The organism is Marinobacter sp. (genome assembly GCF_033722735.1).
Taxonomy (GTDB): domain Bacteria; phylum Pseudomonadota; class Gammaproteobacteria; order Pseudomonadales; family Oleiphilaceae; genus Marinobacter.
Genome location: NZ_JAWVYN010000026.1, coordinates 24,930 through 50,412 on the forward strand (window position 1 = coordinate 24,930; position 25,483 = coordinate 50,412).

At 62.7% G+C, this 25,483-nt stretch carries 23 protein-coding genes; 12 read left to right on the forward strand and 11 right to left on the reverse strand.

What is annotated here, in order from left to right; all coding sequences use genetic code 11:
• The first annotated feature begins 9 nt into the window (after positions 1–9).
• A complete protein-coding gene (locus tag R3175_RS15715) occupies positions 10–675 on the forward strand; it encodes a carbonic anhydrase (protein WP_318945276.1) in 666 nt (221 codons plus the stop codon).
• Here R3175_RS15715 and R3175_RS15720 read toward each other — a convergent pair.
• Both R3175_RS15720 and R3175_RS15725 read right to left on the reverse strand, forming a co-directional pair.
• Entirely contained in the window at positions 672–1,547 is an 876-nt protein-coding gene (locus tag R3175_RS15720; protein ID WP_318945277.1) for an oxygenase MpaB family protein, read from the reverse strand. The two genes, R3175_RS15715 and R3175_RS15720, sit on opposite strands and share 4 nt — an antisense overlap.
• Positions 1,548–1,803: 256 nt before the next feature.
• Positions 1,804–2,502 carry a hypothetical protein gene (locus R3175_RS15725; protein WP_318945278.1) on the reverse strand — a complete coding sequence of 233 codons (699 nt, stop codon included), beginning with the start codon at positions 2,500–2,502 and terminating at the stop codon, positions 1,804–1,806.
• Positions 2,503–3,010: 508 nt separating this feature from the next.
• On the opposite strand from R3175_RS15725, the gene katG reads away from it, so the two are divergent.
• From katG to R3175_RS15745, 4 genes are all read left to right on the forward strand, one after another.
• Positions 3,011–5,224 carry a catalase/peroxidase HPI gene (katG, locus tag R3175_RS15730; RefSeq protein ID WP_318945279.1) on the forward strand — a complete coding sequence of 738 codons (2,214 nt, stop codon included), beginning with the start codon at positions 3,011–3,013 and terminating at the stop codon, positions 5,222–5,224.
• Positions 5,225–5,413: 189 nt separating this feature from the next.
• On the forward strand, positions 5,414–6,775 hold the full coding sequence (locus R3175_RS15735) for a glycine cleavage T C-terminal barrel domain-containing protein (RefSeq protein WP_318945280.1): 1,362 nt from the start codon (positions 5,414–5,416) through the stop codon (positions 6,773–6,775).
• Positions 6,776–6,802: 27 nt separating this feature from the next.
• Positions 6,803–7,726 carry a methylenetetrahydrofolate reductase gene (locus tag R3175_RS15740; protein WP_318945281.1) on the forward strand — a complete coding sequence of 308 codons (924 nt, stop codon included), beginning with the start codon at positions 6,803–6,805 and terminating at the stop codon, positions 7,724–7,726.
• Positions 7,727–7,728: 2 nt separating this feature from the next.
• Positions 7,729–9,492: a formate--tetrahydrofolate ligase gene (locus R3175_RS15745; protein WP_318945282.1), complete on the forward strand. Its 1,764-nt coding sequence runs from the start codon at positions 7,729–7,731 to the stop codon at positions 9,490–9,492.
• A gap of 3 nt (positions 9,493–9,495) precedes the next feature.
• On the opposite strand, the gene R3175_RS15750 is transcribed toward R3175_RS15745, so the two are convergent.
• Entirely contained in the window at positions 9,496–10,623 is a 1,128-nt protein-coding gene (locus R3175_RS15750; protein ID WP_318945283.1) for a GlxA family transcriptional regulator, read from the reverse strand.
• A gap of 226 nt (positions 10,624–10,849) precedes the next feature.
• Positions 10,850–13,420 (reverse strand): FAD-dependent oxidoreductase, encoded by a 2,571-nt coding sequence (locus tag R3175_RS15755; RefSeq protein ID WP_318945284.1) that lies wholly within the window; start codon positions 13,418–13,420, stop codon positions 10,850–10,852.
• Between the two features lie 272 nt (positions 13,421–13,692).
• On the opposite strand from R3175_RS15755, the gene R3175_RS15760 reads away from it, so the two are divergent.
• A complete protein-coding gene (locus R3175_RS15760) occupies positions 13,693–14,010 on the forward strand; it encodes a hypothetical protein (protein ID WP_413231785.1) in 318 nt (105 codons plus the stop codon).
• Here the strand turns inward: R3175_RS15760 and R3175_RS15765 are convergent.
• Complete coding sequence (locus R3175_RS15765) at positions 13,989–14,843, reverse strand: AraC family transcriptional regulator (protein ID WP_318945285.1); 855 nt, start codon at positions 14,841–14,843, stop codon at positions 13,989–13,991. The two genes, R3175_RS15760 and R3175_RS15765, sit on opposite strands and share 22 nt — an antisense overlap.
• 111 nt (positions 14,844–14,954) lie before the next feature.
• On the opposite strand from R3175_RS15765, the gene R3175_RS15770 reads away from it, so the two are divergent.
• The gene (locus R3175_RS15770) at positions 14,955–15,506 is read left to right on the forward strand and encodes a cytochrome P460 family protein (protein ID WP_318945286.1); all 552 of its coding nucleotides are present in this window, start codon (positions 14,955–14,957) and stop codon (positions 15,504–15,506) included.
• Between the two features lie 69 nt (positions 15,507–15,575).
• Here the strand turns inward: R3175_RS15770 and R3175_RS15775 are convergent, their stop codons facing one another.
• Positions 15,576–16,529 carry an MBL fold metallo-hydrolase gene (locus tag R3175_RS15775; protein WP_318945287.1) on the reverse strand — a complete coding sequence of 318 codons (954 nt, stop codon included), beginning with the start codon at positions 16,527–16,529 and terminating at the stop codon, positions 15,576–15,578.
• 189 nt (positions 16,530–16,718) lie between these two features.
• Between R3175_RS15775 and R3175_RS15780 the strand changes: the two genes are divergently transcribed.
• The 3 genes from R3175_RS15780 to R3175_RS15790 all read left to right on the forward strand — a co-directional run bounded on the left by R3175_RS15780 (position 16,719) and on the right by R3175_RS15790 (position 20,835).
• Positions 16,719–18,029: an MFS transporter gene (locus R3175_RS15780; protein WP_318945288.1), complete on the forward strand. Its 1,311-nt coding sequence runs from the start codon at positions 16,719–16,721 to the stop codon at positions 18,027–18,029.
• A gap of 168 nt (positions 18,030–18,197) precedes the next feature.
• The gene (gene ectB / locus R3175_RS15785; RefSeq protein ID WP_318945289.1) at positions 18,198–19,469 is read left to right on the forward strand and encodes a diaminobutyrate--2-oxoglutarate transaminase; all 1,272 of its coding nucleotides are present in this window, start codon (positions 18,198–18,200) and stop codon (positions 19,467–19,469) included.
• Between the two features lie 7 nt (positions 19,470–19,476).
• Positions 19,477–20,835, forward strand: coding sequence for an aspartate kinase (locus R3175_RS15790; protein ID WP_318945290.1), 1,359 nt, complete (start codon positions 19,477–19,479; stop codon positions 20,833–20,835).
• Between the two features lie 6 nt (positions 20,836–20,841).
• Here R3175_RS15790 and gcvA read toward each other — a convergent pair whose 3' ends face one another.
• Complete coding sequence (gene gcvA / locus R3175_RS15795; protein ID WP_318945291.1) at positions 20,842–21,798, reverse strand: transcriptional regulator GcvA; 957 nt, start codon at positions 21,796–21,798, stop codon at positions 20,842–20,844.
• A 77-nt stretch (positions 21,799–21,875) separates the two neighbouring features.
• Here gcvA and R3175_RS15800 point away from each other — a divergent pair, with 77 nt between their 5' ends.
• Positions 21,876–22,058 carry an RSP_7527 family protein gene (locus R3175_RS15800; protein ID WP_318945292.1) on the forward strand — a complete coding sequence of 61 codons (183 nt, stop codon included), beginning with the start codon at positions 21,876–21,878 and terminating at the stop codon, positions 22,056–22,058.
• A 525-nt stretch (positions 22,059–22,583) separates the two neighbouring features.
• Positions 22,584–22,910 (forward strand): rhodanese-like domain-containing protein, encoded by a 327-nt coding sequence (locus R3175_RS15805; RefSeq protein WP_318945293.1) that lies wholly within the window; start codon positions 22,584–22,586, stop codon positions 22,908–22,910.
• A gap of 57 nt (positions 22,911–22,967) precedes the next feature.
• Here R3175_RS15805 and R3175_RS15810 read toward each other — a convergent pair whose 3' ends face one another.
• From R3175_RS15810 to R3175_RS15825, 4 genes are all read right to left on the reverse strand, one after another.
• The gene (locus R3175_RS15810) at positions 22,968–23,762 is read right to left on the reverse strand and encodes an SDR family oxidoreductase (protein WP_318945294.1); all 795 of its coding nucleotides are present in this window, start codon (positions 23,760–23,762) and stop codon (positions 22,968–22,970) included.
• A 224-nt stretch (positions 23,763–23,986) separates the two neighbouring features.
• Complete coding sequence (locus R3175_RS15815) at positions 23,987–24,166, reverse strand: hypothetical protein (protein WP_318945295.1); 180 nt, start codon at positions 24,164–24,166, stop codon at positions 23,987–23,989.
• 77 nt (positions 24,167–24,243) lie between these two features.
• Positions 24,244–24,456: a hypothetical protein gene (locus R3175_RS15820; protein ID WP_318945296.1), complete on the reverse strand. Its 213-nt coding sequence runs from the start codon at positions 24,454–24,456 to the stop codon at positions 24,244–24,246.
• A gap of 75 nt (positions 24,457–24,531) precedes the next feature.
• Positions 24,532–25,359 (reverse strand): substrate-binding periplasmic protein, encoded by an 828-nt coding sequence (locus R3175_RS15825; protein ID WP_318945297.1) that lies wholly within the window; start codon positions 25,357–25,359, stop codon positions 24,532–24,534.
• Between the last annotated feature and the right edge of the window lie 124 nt (positions 25,360–25,483).

A 25,483-nucleotide genomic window follows, 5' to 3' on the forward strand; every position in this document is an offset into this window, starting at 1 on the left:
GAGTCGTTAATGGATCATATCGTTCGAGGCGTATTGGATTTCCGCAAAAACGTCTATCCCGAGCGCAAGGACCTGTTCGGAGCGCTGGCCGACGGCCAGCATCCGGAGGTGCTGTTCTTCACCTGCTCGGATTCGCGCATCGACCCGAACCTGCTGACCGGGTCCAGCCCTGGGGATCTGTTCATCTGCCGCAACGCCGGCAACATCATCCCGCCCCACAGCAATGAAACCGGCGGCATGACCGCGTCGATCGAGTATGCGGTGGCGGTGCTCAAGGTGCGGCACATCATTGTCTGCGGCCATACCGACTGCGGTGCCATCAAGGGCGCGCTGGACGTCAATGCGCTCAAAGGGCTGCCCCACGTCAAGGAATGGTTGGGCCACTGCCGCTCGGCCATGGAGATCGTGCGGGAACGCCACAACATTCCCACCGATGCCTGCCTGGACAGCGAGTATCTCAACGAAGCCATTGAGGAGAATGTGCTGCAACAGGTCCAGCATCTGCGCACCCACCCGGCAGTGGCCGCCAAGCTGGCGACCCAGAAGATCCAGATCCACGGCTGGGTGTACGACATCAAGTCCGGCGAGGTCCGCTGCTGCGGCCAGGACAGCCTGGAGTTCAAGAAGTTCGACGACTTCTACGCGGACGTGATCAGCCGGATCAACGAAAGTTAGCGATTGGCGAGCCCCACTCGCCGCCGGGCTTTGTGGGACGCCCCGTTACGCAGCGCCCATCGCAAGGTCGGCGCCAGGCGGTGCATCCCCTGCTCGACCGCCTGGCGCTTCAGCCAGCCCGAGCGGAGGCCCATCATGTCCCTGGCCCAAGCCGGCAACAGCTCCAGGCCGGCCTGGGTCATCACCCGTCCGGCCAGCCCCGTCAGCCGGCTGGGCGCGGGCGCAGCAAGCAACAGCGACAACACTTCCGCCGCCCGTTCGTCAAACACCAGTTGAGGCCGCATGGACGCCAGGTACGCGTCCACTGCCTGCCGGCTGCGGGGCACGTGCACGGCCCCGAGCGCTTCGGCAATCCTCGCCACCTCATCGTAATAACGGTCCTGGTCCGCTACACTCAGCCCGGGATTGCGATAACGCAGGTAGGACGCCAGGAAGCTGCGGACCTCCGCTACGTGAACCCACACCAACAGCTCCGGGTCGTTGGCGGAGTAAGGGCGACCATCCGGCGCGGTGCCCTTGACGTTGTCGTGAATCCGCTTGACCTGCTCGATCAGGCGCTCGGCATCGGCGGTCGAGGCGAAGGTCGTGCCGGCAATGAACCGGCTGGTCCGCCGCAGCCGACCGATCATGTCGTCGCGGAAGTTGGAATGATCCCACACCCCCGCCAGCGCCAAAGGGTGCAGCATCTGCAACATCAGCGCGCTGATCCCGCCGCACAGCATGGACGGAAAATCACCGTGCACCCGCCAGCAAACACTGCCGGGACCGAACAGGCCGGGATCCCCTTTGGGCCGCTCGTAATCGATCCCACCGAGCACCAGCCCCGTCAGGCTGATGACCTGCCGCTCAATCCGATGGCGAAGAAAATCCATGACAGTGCCTCTCCGTAAAACCTGCGAATTAGACCGGCGGTCATTCGATAAAGCTCCCTGACATGATATCAGGCGGCTGACGTTACCAATTCACCAGGCTGGTGCAGCCGGCACAAGCCGGCAATTTGGGCGCCAGCAACGAAAACAGGCAGCAGTCTGAATGCCTTGGCTTCAAACTGCTGCCTGTTCGATCGCCTGCCCTCGAGTGTCAACCCGACACCGGATCAGGCAGCGGCCTCGTTCTTCCCCCCTCAGCTTACTCCAATACCGTGATGCCACCGTCCTGGTTAATGGCCCGTACCGACTCAACCGTCAAGGATCCCTTGCCAACGAGAGCCGTTGCACTGGCACTGCCGTTACCGCTGCTGGTATCGCTTGAAATGGCCGCCTCCACGGTGATGGTATGGTCGCCGGCATACAGGTCCGGCGCGACAAAATTGAAGTGATGGGCCGACATGGTGCTCTGAATCAGTTCAATCTCTTCATCGGTGACGAGGCAGTCATCTTCGATGGTCACGGTCAGCGAGCCATCGGTCACACCGTCGCCATCCTGATCCGTATTAAAGGTGCAGGATTCGATAACCCCACCCATAACGGCGGTCAGTTCCTGCTCACGCTGATTGAAAGTGATGGTGCCGGGCTCGGCAGGCACTCCATCCACGTAGACGGTGACATCGATACCCGCCATGGCACTGGCGGAATCCTTGTCGCCGTTCTTTCCCTTAACCTGGGTCTGGGTGTAAAGGCCGGTTTCGAGCGACACGCCAATCAGTAGTTCCCGCTTATTGGAGGTGTGGATCATGGTATCCATCACCACGGCCGAGCCGTCGGTGGCTTCGTTCATCAGGGCGGTTTTACTCAGGGTGGCGGAGAACTTGGAACCCTGCACAGCCAGAGCGGAAGTGGATAACAGCGATGCAGCCAGGGCGGGAATGACAACATGGGAGAACTTCATAAAAACGACCTACCTAATTGTTTTATTCAAACGACCACTCTCCTTCTGGGTTAGTAATTGGTTCCTTCAACGCTGGGTCCATACTAGAAGCCTTCAGCGGCCGTTTCGGTGAACTTCGTCACGCAGCGCCCGTGAACATGTCCGCATAGCGGACATATATTTTGCATTGTTTTGCATTTTGCAGCTTCAGTGATCGGAAATACGACGCGCCCCTGCAGGGATCTCAACGGGTTGCCCCATCGACCAGCGCCAAAAGGCACTTCGACCCGTTTTTTGCTGATTTTTGCTGGAAACGGACCCAGCGCCAGGTTGCAAAGGAAAAACTATGGCGCCGGTTGGAAAAAGCAACTAGCTGGAATCGCAAGGCGTTGCTAGAACTAATAGAACAGAAAACAGGCAGTCAACGGACAGCACCCTGTTCCCCACCGCCCGAAGTTCAGCGGGTCCTGTAAGGGACTGGATTCGTTGCCTGCTCCCTATCGCCAATACAACGAAAACGGAGTGACCTATGGCAGGCAACCAAGGCAAGTGCCCGATCATGCATGGCTCGCCAACCAGCATGGGAAGCACAGGCCCAACCAACGAAGACTGGTGGCCCAACCAGTTAAACCTCAAAATTCTTCATCAGCATACCCCCGCATCCAACCCGCTGGACGAGGACTTCAACTACGCCGAGGCCTTCAAGAAGCTGGACCTGGCCGCGGTGAAAAAGGATCTCACGGCCCTGATGACCGATTCCCAGGACTGGTGGCCCGCAGACTATGGCCACTACGGTCCACTGATGATCCGCATGGCCTGGCACGCGGCCGGCACCTACCGGATCGGCGACGGCCGCGGTGGCGCCAACACCGGCAACCAGCGCTTCGCCCCCATCAACAGCTGGCCGGACAACGGCAACCTGGACAAGGCCCGGCGGCTACTCTGGCCGGTCAAGCAGAAGTACGGCAATCAGCTGTCCTGGGCCGACCTGCTGATCCTGGCGGGCAACGTGGCGCTCGAGTCCATGGGTTTCAAGACCTTCGGCTTCGGCGGCGGCCGCGAGGACATCTACGAGCCGGAAGAGGACACCTACTGGGGCGCCGAACGGGAATGGCTGGCCACCAGCGACAAACCCAACAGCCGCTACTCCGGTGAACGGGACCTGGAGAACCCGCTGGCCGCCGTCCAGATGGGGCTTATCTACGTCAACCCGGAAGGACCGGACGGCAACCCCGACCCCCTCGCCTCCGCCAAGGATGTGCGCGAAACCTTCGCCCGGATGGCGATGGACGACTATGAGACCGTCGCCCTGACCGCCGGCGGCCACACCTTCGGCAAGTGTCACGGGGCGGGCGACCCGGAGAACGTCGGTCCCGAACCGGAGGCGGCGCCGCTGGAGGAAATGGGACTGGGCTGGCGGAACCGCCTGGGCACCGGCATGGACGAGAACACCATTACCAGCGGTATCGAAGGCGCCTGGAACTACACTCCGACCCAATGGGACATGGCCTACCTGGACACCCTGCTTGGCAACGAGTGGGAACTAACCAAGAGCCCGGCGGGAGCCTATCAGTGGGTTGCCAAGGGCGAGGATGCCCAGGGCTCCGTACCCGACGCCCACAACCCCAACAAGCGCCATACCCCCATCATGACCACCGCGGACATCGGCTTCCGGGAAGACCCGGCCTACCGCAAGATCGCCGAGCACTTCCACAAGAACCCGGAGGAGTTCGCCGACGCATTCGCACGGGCCTGGTTCAAACTCACCCACCGGGACATGGGGCCCAAGTCGCGCTACCTGGGCCCGGAAGTGCCGGACGAGGATCTGATCTGGCAGGATCCGGTACCGCCGGTAGCCCATGACCTGGTGAACGCCCAGGACATCGCGGATTTGAAGGCCAAGATCCTGGCCTCCGGCCTGTCCGTCGCCGAGCTGGTCGCCACCGCCTGGGGCTCGGCGTCCACCTTCCGCGGCTCCGACATGCGCGGTGGTGCCAACGGGGCCCGCCTCCGCCTGGCGCCGCAGAAGGACTGGGAGGTGAACGAACCGGCACGGCTGGGCAAGGTGCTCACCGCCCTGGAGGGCATTCAGCAGGCCTTCAACGACGCCCAGTCGGGCAACAAGCAGGTGTCCCTGGCGGACCTGATCGTCCTCGGTGGGGCCGCCGCTATCGAGAAAGCCGCCAAGGACGCCGGCCACAACATCGACGTACCGTTCGCGCCGGGGCGGACCGACGCCTCCCAGGACCAGACCGACGTGAGCTCTTTCGAGCCGCTGGAGCCCAAGGCCGACGGCTTCCGCAACTACGCCCAGGCGAAGTTTGCGGTGCCAGACGAAGAACTGCTGCTGGACCGCGCCCAACTGCTGAAACTGACCGCGCCGGAAATGACCGTGCTGGTCGGCGGTCTGCGGGTGCTGGGCGCCAACCATGGCAACTCGCAACATGGGGTGTTTACCCAAAAGCCGGGCACTTTGAACAATGACTTCTTCGTCAACCTGCTGGATATGGGCACCGAATGGAAGCCTACCTCCGCGGATGCGGACCTGTTCGAGGGCCACGACCGCAAGACCGGCGCCCCTAAATGGACCGCAACCCGGGTGGACCTGGTGTTCGGCTCCAATTCCCAGTTGCGGGCCCTGGCGGAGGTCTATGCCCAGGACGATGCCAAGGAGAAGTTTGTGAAGGATTTCGTCGCCGCCTGGAACAAGGTGATGAACGCCGACCGCTTCGATCTCGCCTGAGATAAGCCTCTAACCCCGGGCGCCGCAGAATCGCTGCGGCGCCCCTGATTGCCCCTTACCCCATCCCTGACCGTTCAAGCTGCCAGACCCATTGCCGCTTTTGGACTGCCCCGTGTCGCCCCTGATAGAGCCAACCCCGTTAAACCGGGTCACATTACAACGAAAGAAACCCAATCCCTGGAGGCGGCAATGGCGATCAAATTCGAACAGGCCCTGTTGGACTATCCCCAGCAACGAGCTGGCGCGGCACGCCCCCCCCTGAGCGTGGACCAGTCCGACCGCCGGGTACCCATTAACCTGCGTCAATCCGGCCCCACACCGGTGGAAATGCTGATATCCACCCGGGTTCGCAAATCCCCCTACTGGCACCTGGCGGTGGAAGCCGGCTGCTGGCGGGCCACCGTGTACAACCGCATGTACCATCCCCGCGGCTACGTGCGCCCGGAGGATGGCGGTGCCATGGTGGAATACCAATCCCTGGTCAACGACGTCACCCTGTGGAACGTGGCAGTGGAACGGCAGATTCAGGTCAAGGGCCCGGACGCCGAGGCTTTCGTCAATTACGTGATCACCCGCGACGCCACCAAAATCAAACCGATGCGGGGCAAGTACGTGATCCTCTGCAACGAGGACGGCGGCATCCTCAATGACCCGGTGTTGCTGCGCATTGCCGAGGACGAGTTCTGGTTCTCGCTGTCCGACAGCGACCTGGAAATGTGGTTACGGGGCGTGAATCTGGGCATGGGCTACAACGTCAGTATCGCCGAGATCGATGTGGCCCCGGTACAGATCCAGGGCCCGAAATCCGAGGCCCTGATGGTGGACATGTTTGGCGAGGCGGTGCGGGATATCCCGTTCTACGGCCTGATGGCCGGCCAGGTGGCCGGGCACGATGTGATCGTCTCCCAGACCGGCTTCACCGGTGAGAAAGGCTATGAAATCTACCTTCGCGATGCCACCCGCCATGCCGAAGACCTGTGGTACGCGGTGCTCAAAGCCGGCGAGCCCCACAACCTGCGGGTCATTGCGCCGGCCCACCATCGACGCATCGCCGCCGGCATCCTGTCCTGGGGCCAGGACGTGGACCAGGAGACCCTGCCGTTCCAGTGCAACCTGGCCTACCAGGTGCCCCGCAACAAGCAGGCGGACTACATCGGCAAGCAGCGACTGGAAGCCGTGCGGGCCCAGGTCGAGGCGGGACAGCCGCCGTTCCGGCAAGTCATGGTGGGCCTGACATTCGGTGGTGCCCCGGTCACCGACTACGCCAACGACTTCTGGCTGATCAGCGCAAGTCCCGGGGAAGATCCGGTGGGCTATGTGACTTCGCCCTGGTACTCCCCCGAACTGGGCACCAACATTGCCCTGGCTTACGTCCCCTATGAGCTGCGCCACCTCGGCACCCAACTGGTGGTGAAACTGCCGCCGGAATACGCCGCCCAGGACGGCAACCTGGAAGTCGCCGCGGAAGTGGTGGAAGTGCCCTTCCGTCCCTCGGTCAACCCCAATGCCCGGGAACGGGCACGGGCCAAGGGCATCGACTTTGCGGACTGACCGATGCGCCCGGCAGGTCATTGAACCATGAAGCTTGCCCAGGAACCCCACGCCGACCCGATGATGGATACGGCCTGCGACAACGCCCTGGCCGCCATGGCCAGGGCGGCCTCGCTGGAACTGACGCCGCGGCAGATTCTCACGACGGATGATCTGTCGGTACGACTGGCACCGGGCACCCGGGTCTATGTGCCCTACCTGCCCAATGGCCACTACCCGGACACCATCGCCGCCAGTCGGCACTTGCTGGCCAATGATTTGGTACCGGTGCCCCATTTCCCGGCCCGGGCCCTCGCCAGCCGGCAACAGGCGGACGACTGGCTGTCGCAGCTGGCCGAAGCGGGGGTTCGCCGGCTGATGGTGATCGCCGGCGACACCGCTAAGGTTGCCGGCCCCTTTGCCGACTCCCTGGCGTTACTGAACGCGGACCTGTTTGCCGGGCGCCCGTTCGGGCTGGGTGTGGCCGGCCATCCCGAGGGCCACCCCGTCGCCGATGAAAGCGCTCTGCGGGACGCCCTGAGAATCAAGCGGGATTATGCCGCGGCCACCGGAACCGACATGTGGGTGGTGACCCAGTTTGCCTTCGAGGCGGACAGTTTCCTTACCTGGCTCCACGAGAACGGCGACACCATTGCGCCACTGCCGGTCTACTTTGGCATTGCCGGGCCCACCAGCCTGCGCACGCTGCTGTCCTATGCCGCCCTCTGCGGGGTCGGCGTCTCCGCCCGGGCCCTGATCCGGCACCCGGAAACCGCCCGCCTGCTTCGGTCATGGACTCCGGACGGGCTGGTCGAGGCATTGGCGCACTATCGGGTGGAACACCCGTTGTCGCTGTTCCAAGGCCTGCACATCTTCCCCTTCGGCGGCCTGAAACGGTCCACGAAGTGGCTCAACAACCTGGCCAGCGCCGGGCTGGCCGACAACGACCAACGGCAGTCGGGAGGCCAGTAACCATGGCCCAGCTATTCAACGAACCGAACTCCGAAACCCAGGGCCCCAGCCGTGAGGCAATACACCCCGTGACCGACGGCCTGCCACCGCCGGGGACTCCCGACATCGAGATTGCCCGGGCGGTGCAACCCCAGTCGATCCTGTTGCTGGCCCAGCACCGGTTTGGCCTGCCCGCAGACGCGCTGATCCCCTTCGGCCACTACAAGGCCAAGCTGGACATGAAGCACTTCGGCGTGCCGGACCCCGCCACCTTCGGCAAACTGGTGCTGGTCACCGCGATCACCCCGACGCCGGCCGGCGAGGGCAAGACCACCACCAGCGTGGGGCTGAACGACGGTTTCAACCAGCTGGGGATCAAGTCCTCGGTGTGCCTGCGGGAGCCCTCGCTGGGGCCCTGCTTCGGCATGAAGGGCGGTGCCGCCGGGGGCGGTCGTGCCCAGGTGATCCCCATGGAGGACATCAACCTGCACTTCAACGGCGACTTCCACGCCATCACCGTCGCCCACAACCTGCTGGCGTCGATCCTCGACAACCACATTCACTGGGGCAGCGAATCGGGGCTCGATCCCCGCCACCTCACCTGGCGGCGGGTCCTTGACCTCAACGACCGGGCCCTGCGCAACACCATCATCGGGCTGGGCGGCGCGGCTCACGGGCAACCCAGGGAGACCGGCTTCGATATCACGGTGGCCTCGGAACTGATGGCCATCCTGTGCATGGCCGACAGCCTGGCGGACCTGCGGGAGCGTTTGGGACGGATCATTGTGGGCCGGCGCAGCGACCTGTCACCGGTGACCGTCAGCGACCTGGGGGTGGAAGGCGCCATGACCATCCTGCTGCGCGAGGCGTTGCAGCCCAACCTGGTCCAGAGCCTGGAACACAACCCGGTGTTCATCCACGGCGGGCCCTTCGCCAACATCGCCCACGGCTGCAACTCGGTGATGGCCACCCGCTATGCCCTGAGCCTGAACGATGTGGTGGTCACCGAGGCCGGCTTCGGCGCCGACCTGGGGGCGGAGAAGTTCATCGACATCAAATGCCGCCAGAGCGGGTTGCGTCCGGATGCCGTGGTGCTGGTCTGCACGGTACGGGCGCTGAAAATGCAGGGCGGCGTGCGCAAGGCCCGGCTGGCCACGCCGGATGTGCACGCGGTCTACGCCGGCGCCACCAATCTGGAACGGCATATCCGCAACTTGCGCCAGTTCGGGCTCACCCCGGTGGTGTCGATCAACCGCTTCCCCGACGACAGCGAGGACGAAATCGCCGCGATTCAGGGCATCTGCAAGGACTGGGGCGTGCAGGCCGTTGCCGCCAATCACTGGGCCCGGGGCGGCTTCGGCGCCACCGAGCTGGCCCAGGCGGTACTGGACCAGATGGCGCTGGGTACGCCATCGGTGAAGCTGCTGTATCCGGACGATTGCCCGCTGAGCGAGAAGATCGAGACCATCGCCACCCGGATCTACGACGCCGCCCATGTGGAATTTTCCAGCGAGGCCCGTCGTCAGCTGGAGGAATACGAGCAACTGGGCTTTAGCCACCTGCCGGTGTGCATCGCCAAGACCCAGTACAGTTTCTCCGCCAACCCCAAGATGCACGGTGCCCCCAGTGGCCATGTGCTGCCGGTTCGGGAAGTGAGACTGTCCGCCGGGGCCGGCTTCGTGGTGGCGATCTGTGGGGATATCATGACCATGCCGGGGCTACCCCGCCGACCCGCAGCGCTGGATATGGGGCTCAACGCCGACGGCGAGGTGTTCGGGCTGGTCTGACGTTCAATTGACGCTGTTGTTGGGGGTCAGCGACTGGTCGGTGAACGCCCCATAGGTTGGCTCTCCCCGAGCCCGCTGCAGCGCGTCCGACGCCGGCGAACGCAGTTCAAGAACGCCCAGGGGCGTGACCGCATCGCCCCTGTTGCCCGACTGGGCAGCCACCCGGGCAGCCTTGGGCGACGTTCCCATGTACTTGCGATAACACCGGCTGAAGTGGGTGGCTGAGACAAAGCCGCACATGGAGGCAATCTCGACGATGGAACAGGAGGTTTGCATCAGCAACCGGCGCGCCCGGTCCAGCCGCAGCTTGAGGTAGTACCGTGAGGGCGTGCAGCCCAGGTGCTTGAGGAACAGCCGTTCGAGTTGCCGGCGGGAGATCCTGGCCAGTGCCGCCAACTCCTGCAGCTCAATGGGTTCCTCGATGTTGGCCTCCATCAGCTGGGCCGCCTCCGCCAGTTTGGGCTGGGCCACCGCCAGCTGATGACGCAGGGGAACCGGCTGCTGTTCGCTGTCCTCCCGGACCCGATCGCAGACGAACATATCGGAAATGGCGTCCGCCAGTGCCTGGCCGTGACGGCTGGCCAGCAGGCTGAGCATCATGTGCAACGGCACTTCCCCCCCGGTGCAGGTCATCCGGTCACGATCGAGGGAGAACAGGCGGTTGTTGCAGCGTACCCGTGGAAAGCCTTCCTGCAGTACCGCCAGGCACTCCCAGTGGGCACTGCACCGGTAGCCATCGAGCAGACCCGCGCTGGCCAGTACGTAGGCGCCGGTGCATAGCGCCCCCAGGGTCACATGACGGCGGGCGAGGTCCCGTAACCAGGCCTGTTCCCGCCGCGAGAAGCTTTGGGTGACGTTGATGCCCGCCACCACGATCACCAGGTCGAAGTTCCGGCGGTCGGTCATGGCGGCATCGGGCATCAGGGTGATGCCGTCACTGGCGCGCATTGCCTGGCCATCGGCGGACAGCAGCTGCCAGCTATAGAGTTCCGATCCGGTGAGCTGGTTGGCCATGCGCAACGGCTCAATGGCGCTGGCCAGGGCCATCAGGGTGAAGTTCTCGACCAGCAGGAAGCCAACCCGATACGATTGGTGAGCCGATTCAACCCGGTCTTCATTGGCGCCTGTCATACCATTTCCTCCATCGCCCCTACCCCGGACACCCTGTCCTGTTAGCCCGCGCCTCCAACGGGACGCACGGCTTGTTGTTCCCTTGACAATAAACCCGCCATCAACGGGCCGCAATCCCTGCATGACTCTCGGATCCACCGCCAGTCTATGATGGCGGGCGACTTAGGAATGGTCCAAAAGCGACATCCAGTACCGGACAATCGCTCAGCTGCGACACGCGCTGGCGTTACGAGCGCATTCTCTGGTAGCCGGGATCAAACAGCGAACGGTATCCCACCGCCTCGATGCGAAGCCGGTACCGCTCGCCAAAGTACTCCAACACCAGCTCCCGGCCTTCCTCGGCATAGTCATGGGGGATGTAGCCCAGCAGCAGCATCTTGCCCACCGACGGCCCATAGGCCGCACTGGTGTTGTAGGAACGCCGGCCCTCACTGTCCACCAACACCTCCCCGGACTGCGGATCCAGGATCGGCCACTGGCCTACCGGGTAACGGGCGACACCACGGGCGTCGCGATTCTCTGCCATGCTCAGGGTGCACAGGTAGGCGGGCTGGTGCGCCCGCTCCCGCTGGGCCAGGTAGGCCGCCTTGCCATGGAAATCGGCCTCCTTGACCTTGTTGCGGGCCAGGTCCGCCTCGTACAGGTTGTAGTCGGTCTCCAGGTCGACGTTCTGCAGCCGCAGGCTGTTCTCCAGCCGCCGGGTGTTGGCGTAGGTCTCGATGCCCACCGGCACCACGCCGGCGTCGAACAGCAGGTCCCACAGGCGAAGGCCATAGCAATGGGGCACATAGAGCTCCCAGCCCTGCTCGCCAACGTAGGAAATGCGGAAGGCCCACACCGGAATGCCGTCCACCAGCAGGTCCCGGGCCGTGGCAAAGGGAAAGTTGTCGTTGGACAACTGCTCCGGCTCGTCAACGAACTGCGCCAGGGTTTCCCGCGCCTTCGGCCCCCACAGCCCCAGGGTGGCCAACGACTCGGTGCGGTCGTCAATGCGGATATCGGTCAATCCCTGACGCTCGCTCATGCGCCGGATCCAGACCAGGTCCCGGTGACCGGTATCGCCGCCACAGATGACCCGGTACTGATCCGCCGCCAGCCGGATAATGGTGAGGTCGGCGTGGATGCCGCCGTCGTGATCGAGGAAGTGGGTGTAAGCCCCCTTGCCCGCCGGCGTGTTGCCGCCAACCCTGGCCACCGACAGGTACTCCAGCAGGGCTTCGGCGTCCGGGCCGCTGATGTCGAGGATGCAGAAGTGGGACAGGTTGATCATCCCCACCCCGTCGCTCATGGCCAGCCCTTCGGCGTCGGACACCTCCCAGAAGTGGCGACCGTCCCATTCGTTTTCCCGGACCGGCACCCGGTCCCGGTATTTGGCCAGCAGCGTGGCCTCGTTGGCCTGGTAGCCGTGAGCCCGCTCCCAGCCAGCCGCTTCCATGAAATAGCCCCCCAACTCCACTTCCCGTGGGTAAAACGGGCTGGTCCGCAAGCGGCGCCCGCTGAGGTAGGGCTCGCGGGGATGGACCGCAGGCGTGTAGATCTTCTTGGCGGTCTCGTAGCAACGGTCGTAGACATAGCCCCGGGTCTTCTGGGGCGGGTAGAAACGGGCGATGTCGACGCTGTGGGGGTCCATTGCGGGCTTGCCGTCGGTCAGCCAGTCCGCCAGCAGCTTGCCGGCCCCGGGGCCGTCCTTCACCCACACCGCCTCGCAGAACCAGAGGTTGCGGACCTCGGGGGTCTCGCCAATCATCGAGCCGTTGTCCACCGTCACCGACAGCAGGCCGTTGAACGAGCGCTTCTCCTGCCACCCCAACTCGCCGAGGATGGGGGTCATATCGATGGCCTTCTCATAGGCGCTCATCACCTGCTCCAGGCCCAGGTCCCGCATCGACGGCGACATCCGCGCCTGCTCCGGCTCGGCAATGGCCCAGGGGGACACCAGCCGGGGGTCATCGGGCTCGTAGTACCCCCACTCGATATGCCCACCCTCGCTGGTGGTGGGGTCACCGGTATCGCGGACGTAGGCGGAATTGCGCTGGTCACGGAACAGGGGGTAGACAATCTCCTTGCCGGTGCCCTGCAGGGCGTCGTAGGGTCCGAAGAACAGCAAGGGATGTTCCACCGGCATCAGTGGCAGCGGCGTACCGGCGGTTTCGGCGATCATCGGTCCCCAGATGCCAATGGTGAGCACCACGTACTTTGCCTGGATGTAGCCCTTGTCGGTCTCCACCCCGCGGACCTGTCCATCCTGCACGTCGATCCGCTTTGCCGCGGTGTAGGGGAAGGCCTGCAGGTGGCCACTGGCCACCGCTTCGTCCACCAGGTCCCCCGCCACCTTCTGGGACCGGGGCACCACCAGGCCGGCATCCGGGTCCCACATGGCGCCCTGAATCTGACTCTCGTCCAGCAGCGGAAACAGTTCCTTGGCCTGGGACGGTGAGATCATGCTGACGTTGGTGCCAAAGGCCTTGCCGGAGCCCACCTTGCGCTTGAGTTCGTCCATCCACGCTTCATCGCCCACGCGGGCCACTTCCATGCCGCCCACTTTCACGTAATTCCCCCGCCGGGCGTAGAACGCCTGGCTGTACCGGGTGGTGTAGATGTTGAGCTTGTCGTGGGAGGTGGTGAAACAGAAATCCGAGGCATGGGACGTGGAGCCAATATCGGTAGGAATGGCGGACTTCTCCAGCCCGACAATGTTGCTCCAGCCCCGCTCAATCAGGTGGTGGGCCACCGAGGCGCCCACAATGCCACCCTGGCCAATGATGACGACGTCTGCACTTTCCGGGAGTTTTGTCATGATCGTTACCTGCTGTCAGACCGCTGGAAACGGCGTGTACTGCATCCAGTCAGATTCAATCTGAAGGTAAACGGCCCTCCCCGGCCATTCGGAAACGACATGATTAAGTCCAGAAGCGACAGGCCCATAAAACTGACCATGGCTTTTCCGATAACCTACTGGTTAATACCCACAGCTTCGGTTACTCCCTGTTTACCCCTGCGGGCGAGCCCCCCATCACGTCCCTGGAACAACTTGTCGATCGGCGCATCGGCACCGCGCGTGGGCACGAAGTGTATTATGGAGCTGCTATCCAAGAGCTGGGACTGACCATCTATGCTGCACGCCCCAACGAGCAGGTGCTGGAGATGCTCAAACGCGGCCGGATCGATGTAGCCATTGGGGCAGTCCCGGATATCCAACCTTACCTCGACCAGCTCAGCTATGCTCCCGAGTTATGGCTGTACAAGGGATACGACCGGCTTACCTGCTACAACACCCCGGAAAACAGGACCTTCGTTGACGACCTGTCAGAACGTTTGAAGTCTCTGAAGGTTGCGGGTGCGTATCAACAACTGTCCGGCAATCTCTACCTGGATTTCGACTTCTGATCAGAGGCGGTTTCAGGGCACTGTAAGTTCCGCCACTGAATGGGAGAGAGACCAGTATGACGACGGAACACCTTGGCCAGGGCGGACGCGCTGCTGTATCCCACCTGGGAGGCGGCCGCATCCAGCGACACTCCATCCCGTAGCTTGGCCTGGGCCAAGCCGAGCCGATAGAGCGCCAGGTACTCGCCCGGGGGCTGACCCGCAGTGTCACGGAACACTTTGGCAAACCGCGCACGGGACATGCCAGCCTCGGAGGCCAGCCCGGTAAGGGTCCAAGGGACGGCCGGCTGGTTGTGCAACGCGATGAACGCTTTTGCGAGTTTGGGATGAGCCAGTCCGGCCAGCAGCCCGGTGTCTACATGACCAGAATCCATCAGGTAGCGCAGCAACTGGATCACCAATACCTCACATAGACGATCCAGGGTCGCTTGGCGACCACACCGTTCCTCTCGGACCTCTGCAAGCATTAGCTCCAGAAGTCCGGACAGACAGTCCAGCCTGTCGAGGGGGACGGCAAGCAATGACGGCAACGCCCGATAGATTGGGCCGACCTGTCCCAAGCCAAAGCGAAAGGACCCGCACAACGTCTCAGCCCCTTGCGCCCCGGGACCTAGCCAATGCTCGCCATCGTCGGTAAGCAGGATCAGCACCGGCTCGTCGAATTGCCGCGCCCTATGGCCCGCCACTGCCAGATGCAGAGTTCCCCCGGTGAGTATGTGGACATAGCCCGTACCGGCCTTTGCCGGGTGGCGTGAGCCATGACACAGTGCACCAGCATTGAACACACTGGCGGACAGATGAAAGTTTGATAACAGCGCCGCGAGCCGATCCATGCTGAGACGTTATAACTCTTAAATGAGACTTTAAGAATCCAAATGTCTCCCCCTGATCCTACAATGTCAACCGGAGCAGTGTGGAATTTACAACTCAGGAGGAACATCATCATGGCCATCATAAAAGCACTCGGGCTGGCGTCGTTACTGACGCTTGCCACCAGCGTGACGCACGCAGAGGATCTGGCAACCCACACCTTCCAGAACATCGTCGACTCCAATGGCACCATTTCCCTGCCCGCCGACGCCCGGGAAAGCTGGGTACACCTGGGATCCTGGGTTGTTAACGAAGCGGGGGCCCCGGGTGCGGGCTTCCACGATGTATATACCCAACCCGAAGCAGCCCAGACCTACCGCGAGTCCGGTGAGTTCGCTGATGGCACGGTGCTGATCAAGGAAATTCGCAGCATTTTGTCCGGAGACAAAACCACCGGTCCGGCCCTCTGGGCAGGAGAACCACAGGTCTGGTTCGTGATGGTCCGGGACCGCCAGAACCGGTTCGATGGCCCTCACTGGGGCGAAGGCTGGGGTTGGGCGCTCTACAAGGCCGACAACCCAACGCGGAACGTGTCCGAAAGCTTCGAAGCAACCTGCAAGGGATGCCATACACCCGCGCAGCAGACGAACTGGGTTTTTATTGAAGGCTACCCCACCCTGAAATAGCCATAACCGCTTGGGGTCAGGGCATCCGGCCCCGGGCGGCCTTCAACCGCCGCAGGAATCAACGCGTTCCTACCGGCTGCGCAACCAAACCGCCAGCCCCTGGCTATTGAGCTTGATATCCATCCCCAATACCGCTTGCAACTCGTTGTCCGACAGGGAGCAACCGTGGGCCTGGAGCTGCTGGGCCAGGTAATCCTCCATCGCAGCCATCAGCCCGCCCTCCAGATCGTCATCAGCGCTGGTCCTGGCCACGTCTTCGGCCAGGGCCACGAAGTCATCCACCATGACCAGCAACCGCTCGCCCAGCTCCCTCGGCGGTTCCACGCAGCCGTAATGGGTCAGATAGAGCCGCTCCGGCTCTAAGGCCAGTAGCTTGCGGATGGAAGCCTTCAGCGCGGGCGGGTCGAACTGCACCGGGGTGGTCGTGGGCAGGATGAAGGGGCCCTTTTCGCTGACCAGGGACGGGTAGCACAGACCAAAGGTATCGCCGGTAAAGATGCCCCGGGAGGCCGGGTCGTGGACGCAGAAATGGTGCCGGGCGTGGCCGGGGGTGTCGCAGAACACCAGGCGGCGTTCCCCGACGGTGACTTCGTCGCCCTCGTCCATGGTACGGACCCGGTTCTCGTCCACCGGAAGGACATCGCCGTAGATCTCCGCGAAGGCCTTTTCCCCGTAGACCGCCGTAGCACCGGCCTTGAGTTTGGACGGGTCGACCATGTGGCGGGCGCCCCGGGGATGCACCAGCAGGGTTGCCCGGGGCAGGGCTTGCATGAGACCGCCGACACCCCCGGCGTGATCCAGGTGCACATGGGTGGGAACCACAAATTTAACCTGGGCCCGGTCGATCCCCCGCTGCTCCAGCAGGCCGAGGATCCTGGGCACGGTCCGGTCGGTGCCGGTTTCGATAACGGCGTACTCATCGCCCCCCTTGAGCAGGTAACAGGCCGCCAGTTCCTCATGGATCATGCCGGTATCGATGCGGGTGATATCGTGGCCGATGTCCAGGTACACCTGGTCAGACATAGGAAGGGCTCCTGTTGCCGCAAGGAATGAGCAGTGGGTGAAATGCTGACTATAGCGAACCCGACGACCAACCCCTAACCGACTTAGGTTGAATAGGCCACGCTCCCAACCAGGTACTGGGCATTTACCCCATTAGCAGCCACAATCAGCCCACGCAAGCTGTCACAAGGATCGGGAGTCCAGCCACCCATGCCACCGCAACGAACTCCAGCCCCGGCTGCGCCGGAGGATAAACGCGCCCTCTGGTCCTGGGCCCTGTATGACTGGGCCAACAGCGCCTTCTTCGCCATCATCCTGACCTTCGTCTTTGCCCAGTACTTCAGCGTCTCGGTGATGGAGGACAAGGTCGCGGGCACCGAAGCCTGGGGCAACATCGTGGGCATTGCCGGGGTGTTCGTGGCCCTCCTGGGGCCGGTGTTGGGGGCGATTGCCGACCAGTCCGGCCGGCGCAAGCCCTGGTTCATCAGCCTGACCCTCCTGTGCGTACTGGCCTGTGCCATGCTGTGGACGGTCACCCCGGACCCCGGCCAGTACTGGAATGCCGCCCTGTGGGTGGGATTGGGCATCCTCGGCGCCGAGTTCGCCTTCATCTTCTACAACGCCATGCTGCCGGACCTGGCCAGCCCGGAGCGCACCGGCCGCTGGTCAGGCTGGGCCTGGGGCCTGGGCTATGTGGGCGGCGTCTGCAGCCTGGTGGTGGCGCTGTACGGCTTCATCGAGGCCGATGCCGCGGTGTTCCCGCTGGATCGGGACAACGCCGAGCACGTGCGGGCCACCTTCATCCTGGTGGCGCTGTGGTACCTGGTGTTTTCCTTGCCGGCCTTCATCTTCGTGCCGGATCGGCCGGCCACCGGCCTGGGACTGGCCGCGGCCACCCGCGCCGGCTTGCGGCAACTGAAGGAGTCCCTGGCCCATGTGCGCCAGTACCGGGACATTGTCCGCTTCCTGATCGCCCGCATGCTGTACACCGACGGCCTGGCCACCATTTTCACCTTCGGCGGGGTCTACGCCGCCGGCACCTTCAATATGAGCCCGACCGAAGTGCTGCAGTTCGCCATCGCCCTCAATGTCACCGCCGGCCTGGGCGCCCTGGGCTTTGCCTGGGTGGACGACGCCCTGGGCGGACGCAACACTATCCTGCTTGCCCTGGTGGGCCTGGGTGCCTGCGCCCTGGCCATCCTGCTGGTGGACAGCACCACCGGCTTTTGGGCCTGGGGCATGGCGCTGGGCCTGTTCGTGGGGCCGTTGCAGTCTGCCAGCCGCTCTCACCTGGCCCGAGTGGCCCCGCCACATTTGCAAACCCAGATGTTTGGCCTGTTTGCCTTCTCCGGCAAGGCCACCGCCTTCGCCGGGCCCCTGCTGGTGGGCTGGGTCACCGCCGTCACCGGCAGCCAGCGCTGGGGCATCAGCACCATCCTGTTGTTCCTAGTGGCGGGCTTTCTGTTGATGCTGAAGGTGCCGGCCACCGAAGCCAGGGAACATGGTGTTTCCCGGGGCTAAGTAGGGAACACGGCGGGCACTCTGGTCCCACTGGTTGGCGGCCAATCCTTGAACTACGCTTTCCTAACACATCGACGTTCAGCCCCTTCTCCGCGGACGGTCACCCTGCTGTGGAGAGGAGCCGATTCAGCCAGGGAGCCTGATAACCACCGTGTGAGGGAGAGCATCATGCGAATCTTCGAAGAGATGGAATCCGAGGTGCGCGGCTATGTCCGTTCCTTTCCCACCATTTTCCATGTCGCCCGCGGCTCGGAGATCTTCGACGAGCAGGACAAACGTTACATCGACTTCTTTGCCGGCGCCGGTGTCCTGAACTATGGCCACAACAACCCGCTGATCACCGATGCGTTGATCGAGTACCTCAGGGAGGGCGGCATCGTCCACGGTCTGGACAAGGCCACCGTGGCCAAGCGCGCGTTCCTGACCAAGTTCCGCGACACCATCCTGGCCCCCCGCAATCTGCACTACAAGGTCCAGTTCACCGGCCCCACCGGTACCAATGCGGTGGAAACCGCGCTTAAGTTGGCCCGCATGGTCAAGCGCCGCTCCAACATCATTGCCTTTACCAACGGTTACCACGGCCTGACCCTTGGTGCCCTGGCGGTGACCGGCAACTACTACTACAAGGACGAGTCCTACGGCTCCCGCAGCAACACGGCCTTCATGCCCTTTGACGGCTTCCTGGGGCCGGATTGCAACACCATCGACTACATGCGCCGTTTCCTGGAGGACGGCAGCTCCGGGGTCGACCTGCCGGCGGCGGTGATTGTCGAGACAGTGCAGGGCGAAGGCGGCATCAACGTGGCCAGCGTCGAGTGGCTGCAGCAGCTGGAGGCCCTGTGCCGGGAGTTCGATATCCTGCTGATCATCGACGACATCCAGGTGGGCAACGGCCGTACCGGCAGTTTCTTCAGCTTCGAGCGGGCCGGTATCTACCCGGACATGGTGACCCTGTCCAAATCCATCGGCGGTGGCCTGCCCATGGCGTTGCTGCTGATGCGGCCAGACCTGGACCAGTGGCAGCCCGGCGAGCACACCGGCACCTTCCGTGGCAACAACCTGGCCTTCATCGCCGCCACCGAGGCGCTGAGCTACTGGGACAACGAGGACCTGGAACAGGCCGTGCGGCACAAGGGCGAGCTCATTCGCACCGAACTGGAGCGCCTGGCCGAACAGTTCCCCCAGCTCAATGCCCGGGTGCGCGGCCACGGCATGATCTGGGGTCTGGAGTTGCCCCAGACCGGTGTGGCCGGCGAGGCCTCCAAGGAGGCGTTTGAGCGGGGTCTGTTGATCGAGACCGCCGGCGCCAACGACCAGGTGCTCAAGTTCCTGCCGCCGCTGGTGATCGAAGAGGACCTGCTGCGGGAAGGGCTGGGGATTATCGAGGAGTCCCTGGCGGCGCTGGTGGAGAAACGGGAGAAGACACTGTCCGGGGAGTAGACACACCATGGCGGGACGCATTGTATGCAAATTCGGTGGCAGCTCGGTGGCGGATGCCGGCCAGATTGAAAAGGTGCGCCGGATCGTGGAGGCCAATCCGAAACGCAGGATAGTGGTGGTGTCCGCACCGGGACGCAGCAGTGCCGACGAACAGAAGGTCACCGACCACCTGATCAACATAGCCACCGACGGCAGCCACTTTCGCGAGCAACGCCTCGACGTCACGCCGGCCCAAAGCAAGCAGGCGGTCCTCAACAAGTTCACCACCATTGTCGAGGACCTGTCGCTGGAAGCGGACGACATCCTGGCAGCCCTGAAAGCCGACCTGGATTGCTCGCTATCCGGCGATGAACGGGTTGCCTTCCTGGCGTCCCGCGGCGAACACTACAACGCCCGCCTGATTGCAGCGTACTTTGAGCGCTGCGGGATGGAGGCCAGTGCAGGCCTGCCGGAGGACATCGGCCTGGTGGTCAGCGACGATTTTCTCAACGCCGACCTGCAGGAAGAAACCTACCGCAACATACGGCAACTTGCCGACGACCAGCGCCTCATCGTCGTACCCGGCTTCTACGGTGTCACCGGGCGGGGCCAGGTGGCGGTATTTTCCCGTGGCGGCTCCGACCTGACTGGCGGTGAAATCGCCTACGCCGTGGACGCCGAGACCTACGAGAACTGGACCGATGTCAGCGGGGTGTTCGAGGCAGACCCGCGCCAGGTGCCGGAAGCCCGGGCGATTCCCCGGCTCACCTTCAAGGAGATCCGGCTGCTGTCGTGCAAGGGCTTCAACGTGTTCCACCTCAATGCCATGCTGCCGTGCAAGGATCGCAAGATTCCGATCCACATCCGCAACACCAATGAGCCGCAAGATCCGGGCACGGTGATCCTGTTCGAGCGGGTGCCCGAGGAAGGCGTGGTGGGCATCGCCCAACTGGACAACGTGGCCTACGTCTACCTGGAAAAAGACATGCTGGGGGAGGAAACCGGCTTCACCGCCGAGCTGCTCACCATTTTGCGGGAATTCAACATCCAGACCTACCACTACCCCACCGACAAGGACGACATCGCGGTGCTGGTGAACCAGGACGACCTCACCGGCGCCATCAACGACCTGCGCCAGCGCATCGAGGAGCAGTTGCGACCGGACTTCATGAACGTCGCCTACAACCTGTCCATCCTTACCCCAGTGGGGCTGGGGCTTCAGGGCAACACCTATCCCATCGTCGATGCGCTCAGCGCGCTGGGCGAGGCCCATATTCCCATCGAAACCATCGACCAGAGTCCGTCGCAGATCTGCTTCCATATTGGCGTGCCCCAGGCGGTGGCCGACGATGCCTTGCGCATCCTGTATCGCACGCTGATCGGCTAGAAAGGATCAGGAGGTTTCAGAGCCTTCGGTGCCCTGCATCTCGCTCATCAGCCATTCCTTGAACGCGTTCATGCCGGCGGTTAGCGGGCGGTGCTTGCGGTAGACCAGGTAGAAAGCCCGGTGGGTGTCGAGCGGGATATCGAACGGCACCACCAGGTTGCCGTTGCTGATCTCCCGGGAGGTCAGCACGGGATCCGCCAGCGCCACCCCCAGGTTCTCCTGGGCGGCCGCCGTCGCCAGCTGACCGCTGGACAACTGCAGGCTGCCCCTGGGGGTGAGGAAATCCAGACCCGCCTCCTGCAACCAGTTGTCCCATTCCCATTTGCGCTTGCTGACGTAGATCAGCGTGTGATGGCGCAGATCCGCCGGAGTGTCCAGTGGGAAGCGATCCTGCAGGAGCTGCGGACTGCACACCGGCACCAACATCACCTTACGCAGGAAGTGCACCTCGATGTCATCCCAGTCCCCGTTGCCGTAGTAGACCGCCATATCGGTGCTGGACCGGTTGAAATCCAGCAGCCCCATGGAGGCGTTGATCTGCAGCTCCACATCCGGGTAGAGCTCGCGAAAGCGGGACATGCGCGGCATCAACCAGCGGGTGAGGAAGTTCGGTGCCACGCTGATTTTCACCACGTTGCTTTCCTGGTTGGCGGTCAGGCGGTGGGTGGCCATTTCGATCTCGTCCAGGGCGTGCTTGACGGAGCCCAGATACTGCTCACCGGAGGGCGTCAGCTCAACCTTCCGCCGGCTTCGGTTGAAGAGCGGTACTCCCAAATATTCTTCAAGGGTCTTTATCTGGTGGCTAACCGCTGAGGCGGTCACGAACAACTCCTCCGCAGCGGCCGCGAAACTGCCTTTTCTGGCGGATGCTTCAAACATTCGCAACGCATTGAGGGGCGGGAGTCGGCGCATAGTGGCAATTACTACTGATGAGATATTTTCATCAGTTTGCTTAGAAACCATCGCTTTTTCAAGCGCCGTCCTGGCAGTAGCATGGTGAGCATACTCATTGACCAGTTGCCTGAACGAGGAGTCCAACCATGGCCAACCAACAACCGCAACCGCTGCGCATTACCGAGATTGACCAGTACCTGAAACAAGCCAGGGAACAGCGCAACCAGTACCTTGCGGAATTGGTGACAGCGCTGGTGGGCAAGTTCAAGTCGCTGTTCAGCGCCCTGTTCAATGTTGCCACCTGCAGGATGTCGGCGAGCCGCTCCTGACACTGACCGGTGCCGCCTTGATCACGGTCATCGCGCGGCATCGGAAGGCACCTTGACCCGGTCGCCCGGCGACCGACGTTCACGATCAGTCACCATTTCGGCTCGGCCTACTGCCGCCTGACCTCGGGACCTCAAGCAATATTGGCGGGAAAGCTCGCTTCCGCCACCTTCCAGGCGCACTTGTGAGGACTCGCAGTCGCCGGAGCGTCAAAGACATCGGCAATGACGATGACTTGGACGGTCAGCGGTATCCGCTGACCGTCTTTTTTTTGTGATGACGGAGGACAGTTTCCGCTGCCAGCCCCGCAGACTCTGCCCACCCACGGCCTCCCCCAGCCGGGCCACGAGCCAGTCCCCTTCCAGCAATACCAGTGCCTTCGCCCGATAGGGCGAGCGGATTCGCCAGGCAAGGGAAAATCAGGCTGGCGCCCAAACCTGCCCTTGAAATTGGGTGTTTGCGCGTCCACAGCAATTAATAAGAAGGGCGACAGAAAGTGCAGTCATCAACGCCAAAGGAGAAACACCATGAAGGCGATTACTCGTGACGAACTCAAGCGCATGAACGAGGAACAGCACCGGGATTTTGTCCTGGTCAATGTGCTTCCGCGGGAGCAGTTCAATGAGCGGCACATCCGGACATCGATCAACGTTCCGCTGACCGATGACAATTTCACCCAGGAGGTCGAGACGGTCGCCGGTGACAAGCACCGGGAGGTGGTGGTGTACTGCGCCAACTTTCAGTGCGACGCGTCGGCCAAAGCCGCGGAGAAGCTGGAAGCAGCCGGTTTCGATCATGTGTTTGACTACGAAGGCGGCACCCAGGACTGGTTCGAGCAGAAACAGGCGTCCTGACGCTGTGCCCGTGACGCTTACACGGGCAGGCGAGCTTGCGGGCGGGGCCCGGACGAATTAGCTTCGCGCCTTGACAAGCCGGAACAGCAGCTCCGGGGATAGGCGCTTAACCCAGAGTGCGGCCATTTCCTTGCCCTTGCCCACCGGAATCTCACGCTTCCTGGCGGAGAGCCCCCGGAATATCACCTCGGCACAGTCCGCGACGTCCATGCCTCCCGAGATGTCCGGGTCCAGCTCACCAAAGGCCGTGCCGTCGGCGGCCAGCGCATTACGGGAAATATCGGTACGGATAAAGCCCGGTACAATGGTCGAAACGTGAATCCCCTGGTCTTCCACTTCCGCCCGCAAGGCGTCGAAGAATCCCATCATGGCGTGCTTGGCGGCGCAGTAACCGGTGCGCTGGGGCACCCCCACCTTCCCGGCCACGCTGGCGGTGACGGCAAGATGGCCGCTGCCCCGGCTCAGCATATGGGGGAGCACCGCCTTGGTCAGGGCGATTTGCCCCATCACATCCACTTCCATCAGCTGTCGGTAGACTGACATGTCGGTGTCCTGGCACGTTGAGCGCTGGGACACCCCGGCGTTGTTGACGAGAAGATCAATATGGCCAAAACGGTCGAGCACAGCCTGGACGGCCTCGGGCATCGCCTCCCAGTGGGTGACATCCAAGGGCAGCACCAGCACCTGGTCGGCAGCGACGCCGGCCTGCTGACACCGATCGGCGACACGCCTTAATTCATCCTCCCTTCGGGCAGAGAGCACTATATCTGCGCCATCCTGGGCGTATCGCAGTGCCAGGGCCTCTCCAATGCCGGAAGACGCACCGGTAATCCAAACTGTTTGACTGGGCATGACTACTCCTATTCAGCTGTGACGGGCGCCACTGCTCCGATCGGTCAGCAGCCCTCTCAGGTGTGGTGGCCAAGGTCACACTCCGCCAGCTGCGCTTTTGCGGACGGTAGCCGTTCACCACGTGCTCACCATGCCCCACGAGGTCTTTGCATTGCTCCAGGGCGTCGAGTTCATGCCCTCTAAGACCCTGGTATTTATCGACTTTCTGGCGGAAAGGTTTGGTTTCAGCCGAAATAATAACGAATCATCTGTACGATGATCAGCGCCGCCATCAGCGGGAAGACCCACTTGGCCAGGTTGGGGTTGATACGTCCGCCGCCCTTGCCGGCAAGCTTCTCCAACAACGGTACCAGGATGAACAGCGCCAGAAACAGTACCGCCAAGATGATGATCAGGGTTTCCATTGCTGGCCTATCTTTCCGAAGCTGAACGAATCTGTCCGGAACGCAGCGAAACAAGACATCACCGCCACTCCGACCATCTACCCTCCAGGCTTCCGGGCATCACCCTCACGATCCCCATGATCACTCGCAGGCTCCGGAGCAGTATCGCAAAAGACACACTCGCCCTCGTCCACGGCGCTGCCACCCACTTCCACATAACGAACACGATGACGGGACGACGCCCGATTGGCCGACACGGCGTACTTGCGCCCCCTGGGACGATGCGACGAGTCACCGGCTTTGGATGTCATACGGTAAGCCTCCAGTGTGCCAAGTGTTTAAGCTCCCTTAGTAGGTCATATGTCAGCGAATCAACCAGACGGGCACTAGTCCCTACCCACGATCGCCTGCTCCCTCGACCTGACTTCATCCGACACCAGGTCATACAGGCCTTGTCGCGATTCCTGCCAATAGCGCTCCAGCTTTCCTTCCTCGATCAGTTGGCGCAGGCCTGCGTTGAATCGCTGCAGTCGATCAGCACTTTGCGGGTGCTGCTTGGAAAACAGCAGGTGCATGCTCGTCATTGTCTTGAGCGGCACCGGGTGATAAGCGACCCTCTCGACATCCTCTGGCGGGAACAGGTCGTTGAGGGAGGCGAAACCGGCATCCAGGTCATTGGGGAATACGTCGATCCTGCCCGCAAACAGTTTGCGCCAGTTCAGTTTGTCCGAGGTGGCCCAATCCACTTCGTAACGGCCGCTTTCGGCACCCGCCAGAAACTCGGCACCGTAATTATAGGACCGGGTGGCACCGATGACCCAGCCCCGCAGGTCGTCCAGGCTGTCCCAGTCGAACGGGGTGGATTTCAGGTGGAAGAACACGTACCCGTATTCACCAATGGCATCGCTGTAGAGGTGATGCTTCTCACGTTCCGGCTTGTGGCTCCAGGGGAATGAGGCATCCACCAGTCCCTGTTCGGACATCAGTATCACCCGTGCCCAGGGGTAGAACTGGAATTCCACATCGTACCCGGCAAGCTCGAAGGCTTCCCGGACGATACGGGCCGTCACGCCGTAGTGCTTCAACTGGGGAGAAACGTAGGGTGGCCACTCTCCGGTGGCAACCACCAGGGTTTCCGCCCGAACGGGGCCCACAGCCAGTAAGCTGAACAAGCCGGCGAACAGGAAAACACACGAGTGTACCAGCGAGCGCATAGCGGTGACCCTAAACCTCTGGGGCGACAACGATAGTGTAGTCCAGGCTACCGGAGGTCAGCCGAAGTAATCCTGCATCCAGTCAAACAAGGTCTTAACATTCAAATCCCCAAAAGGCATCTGC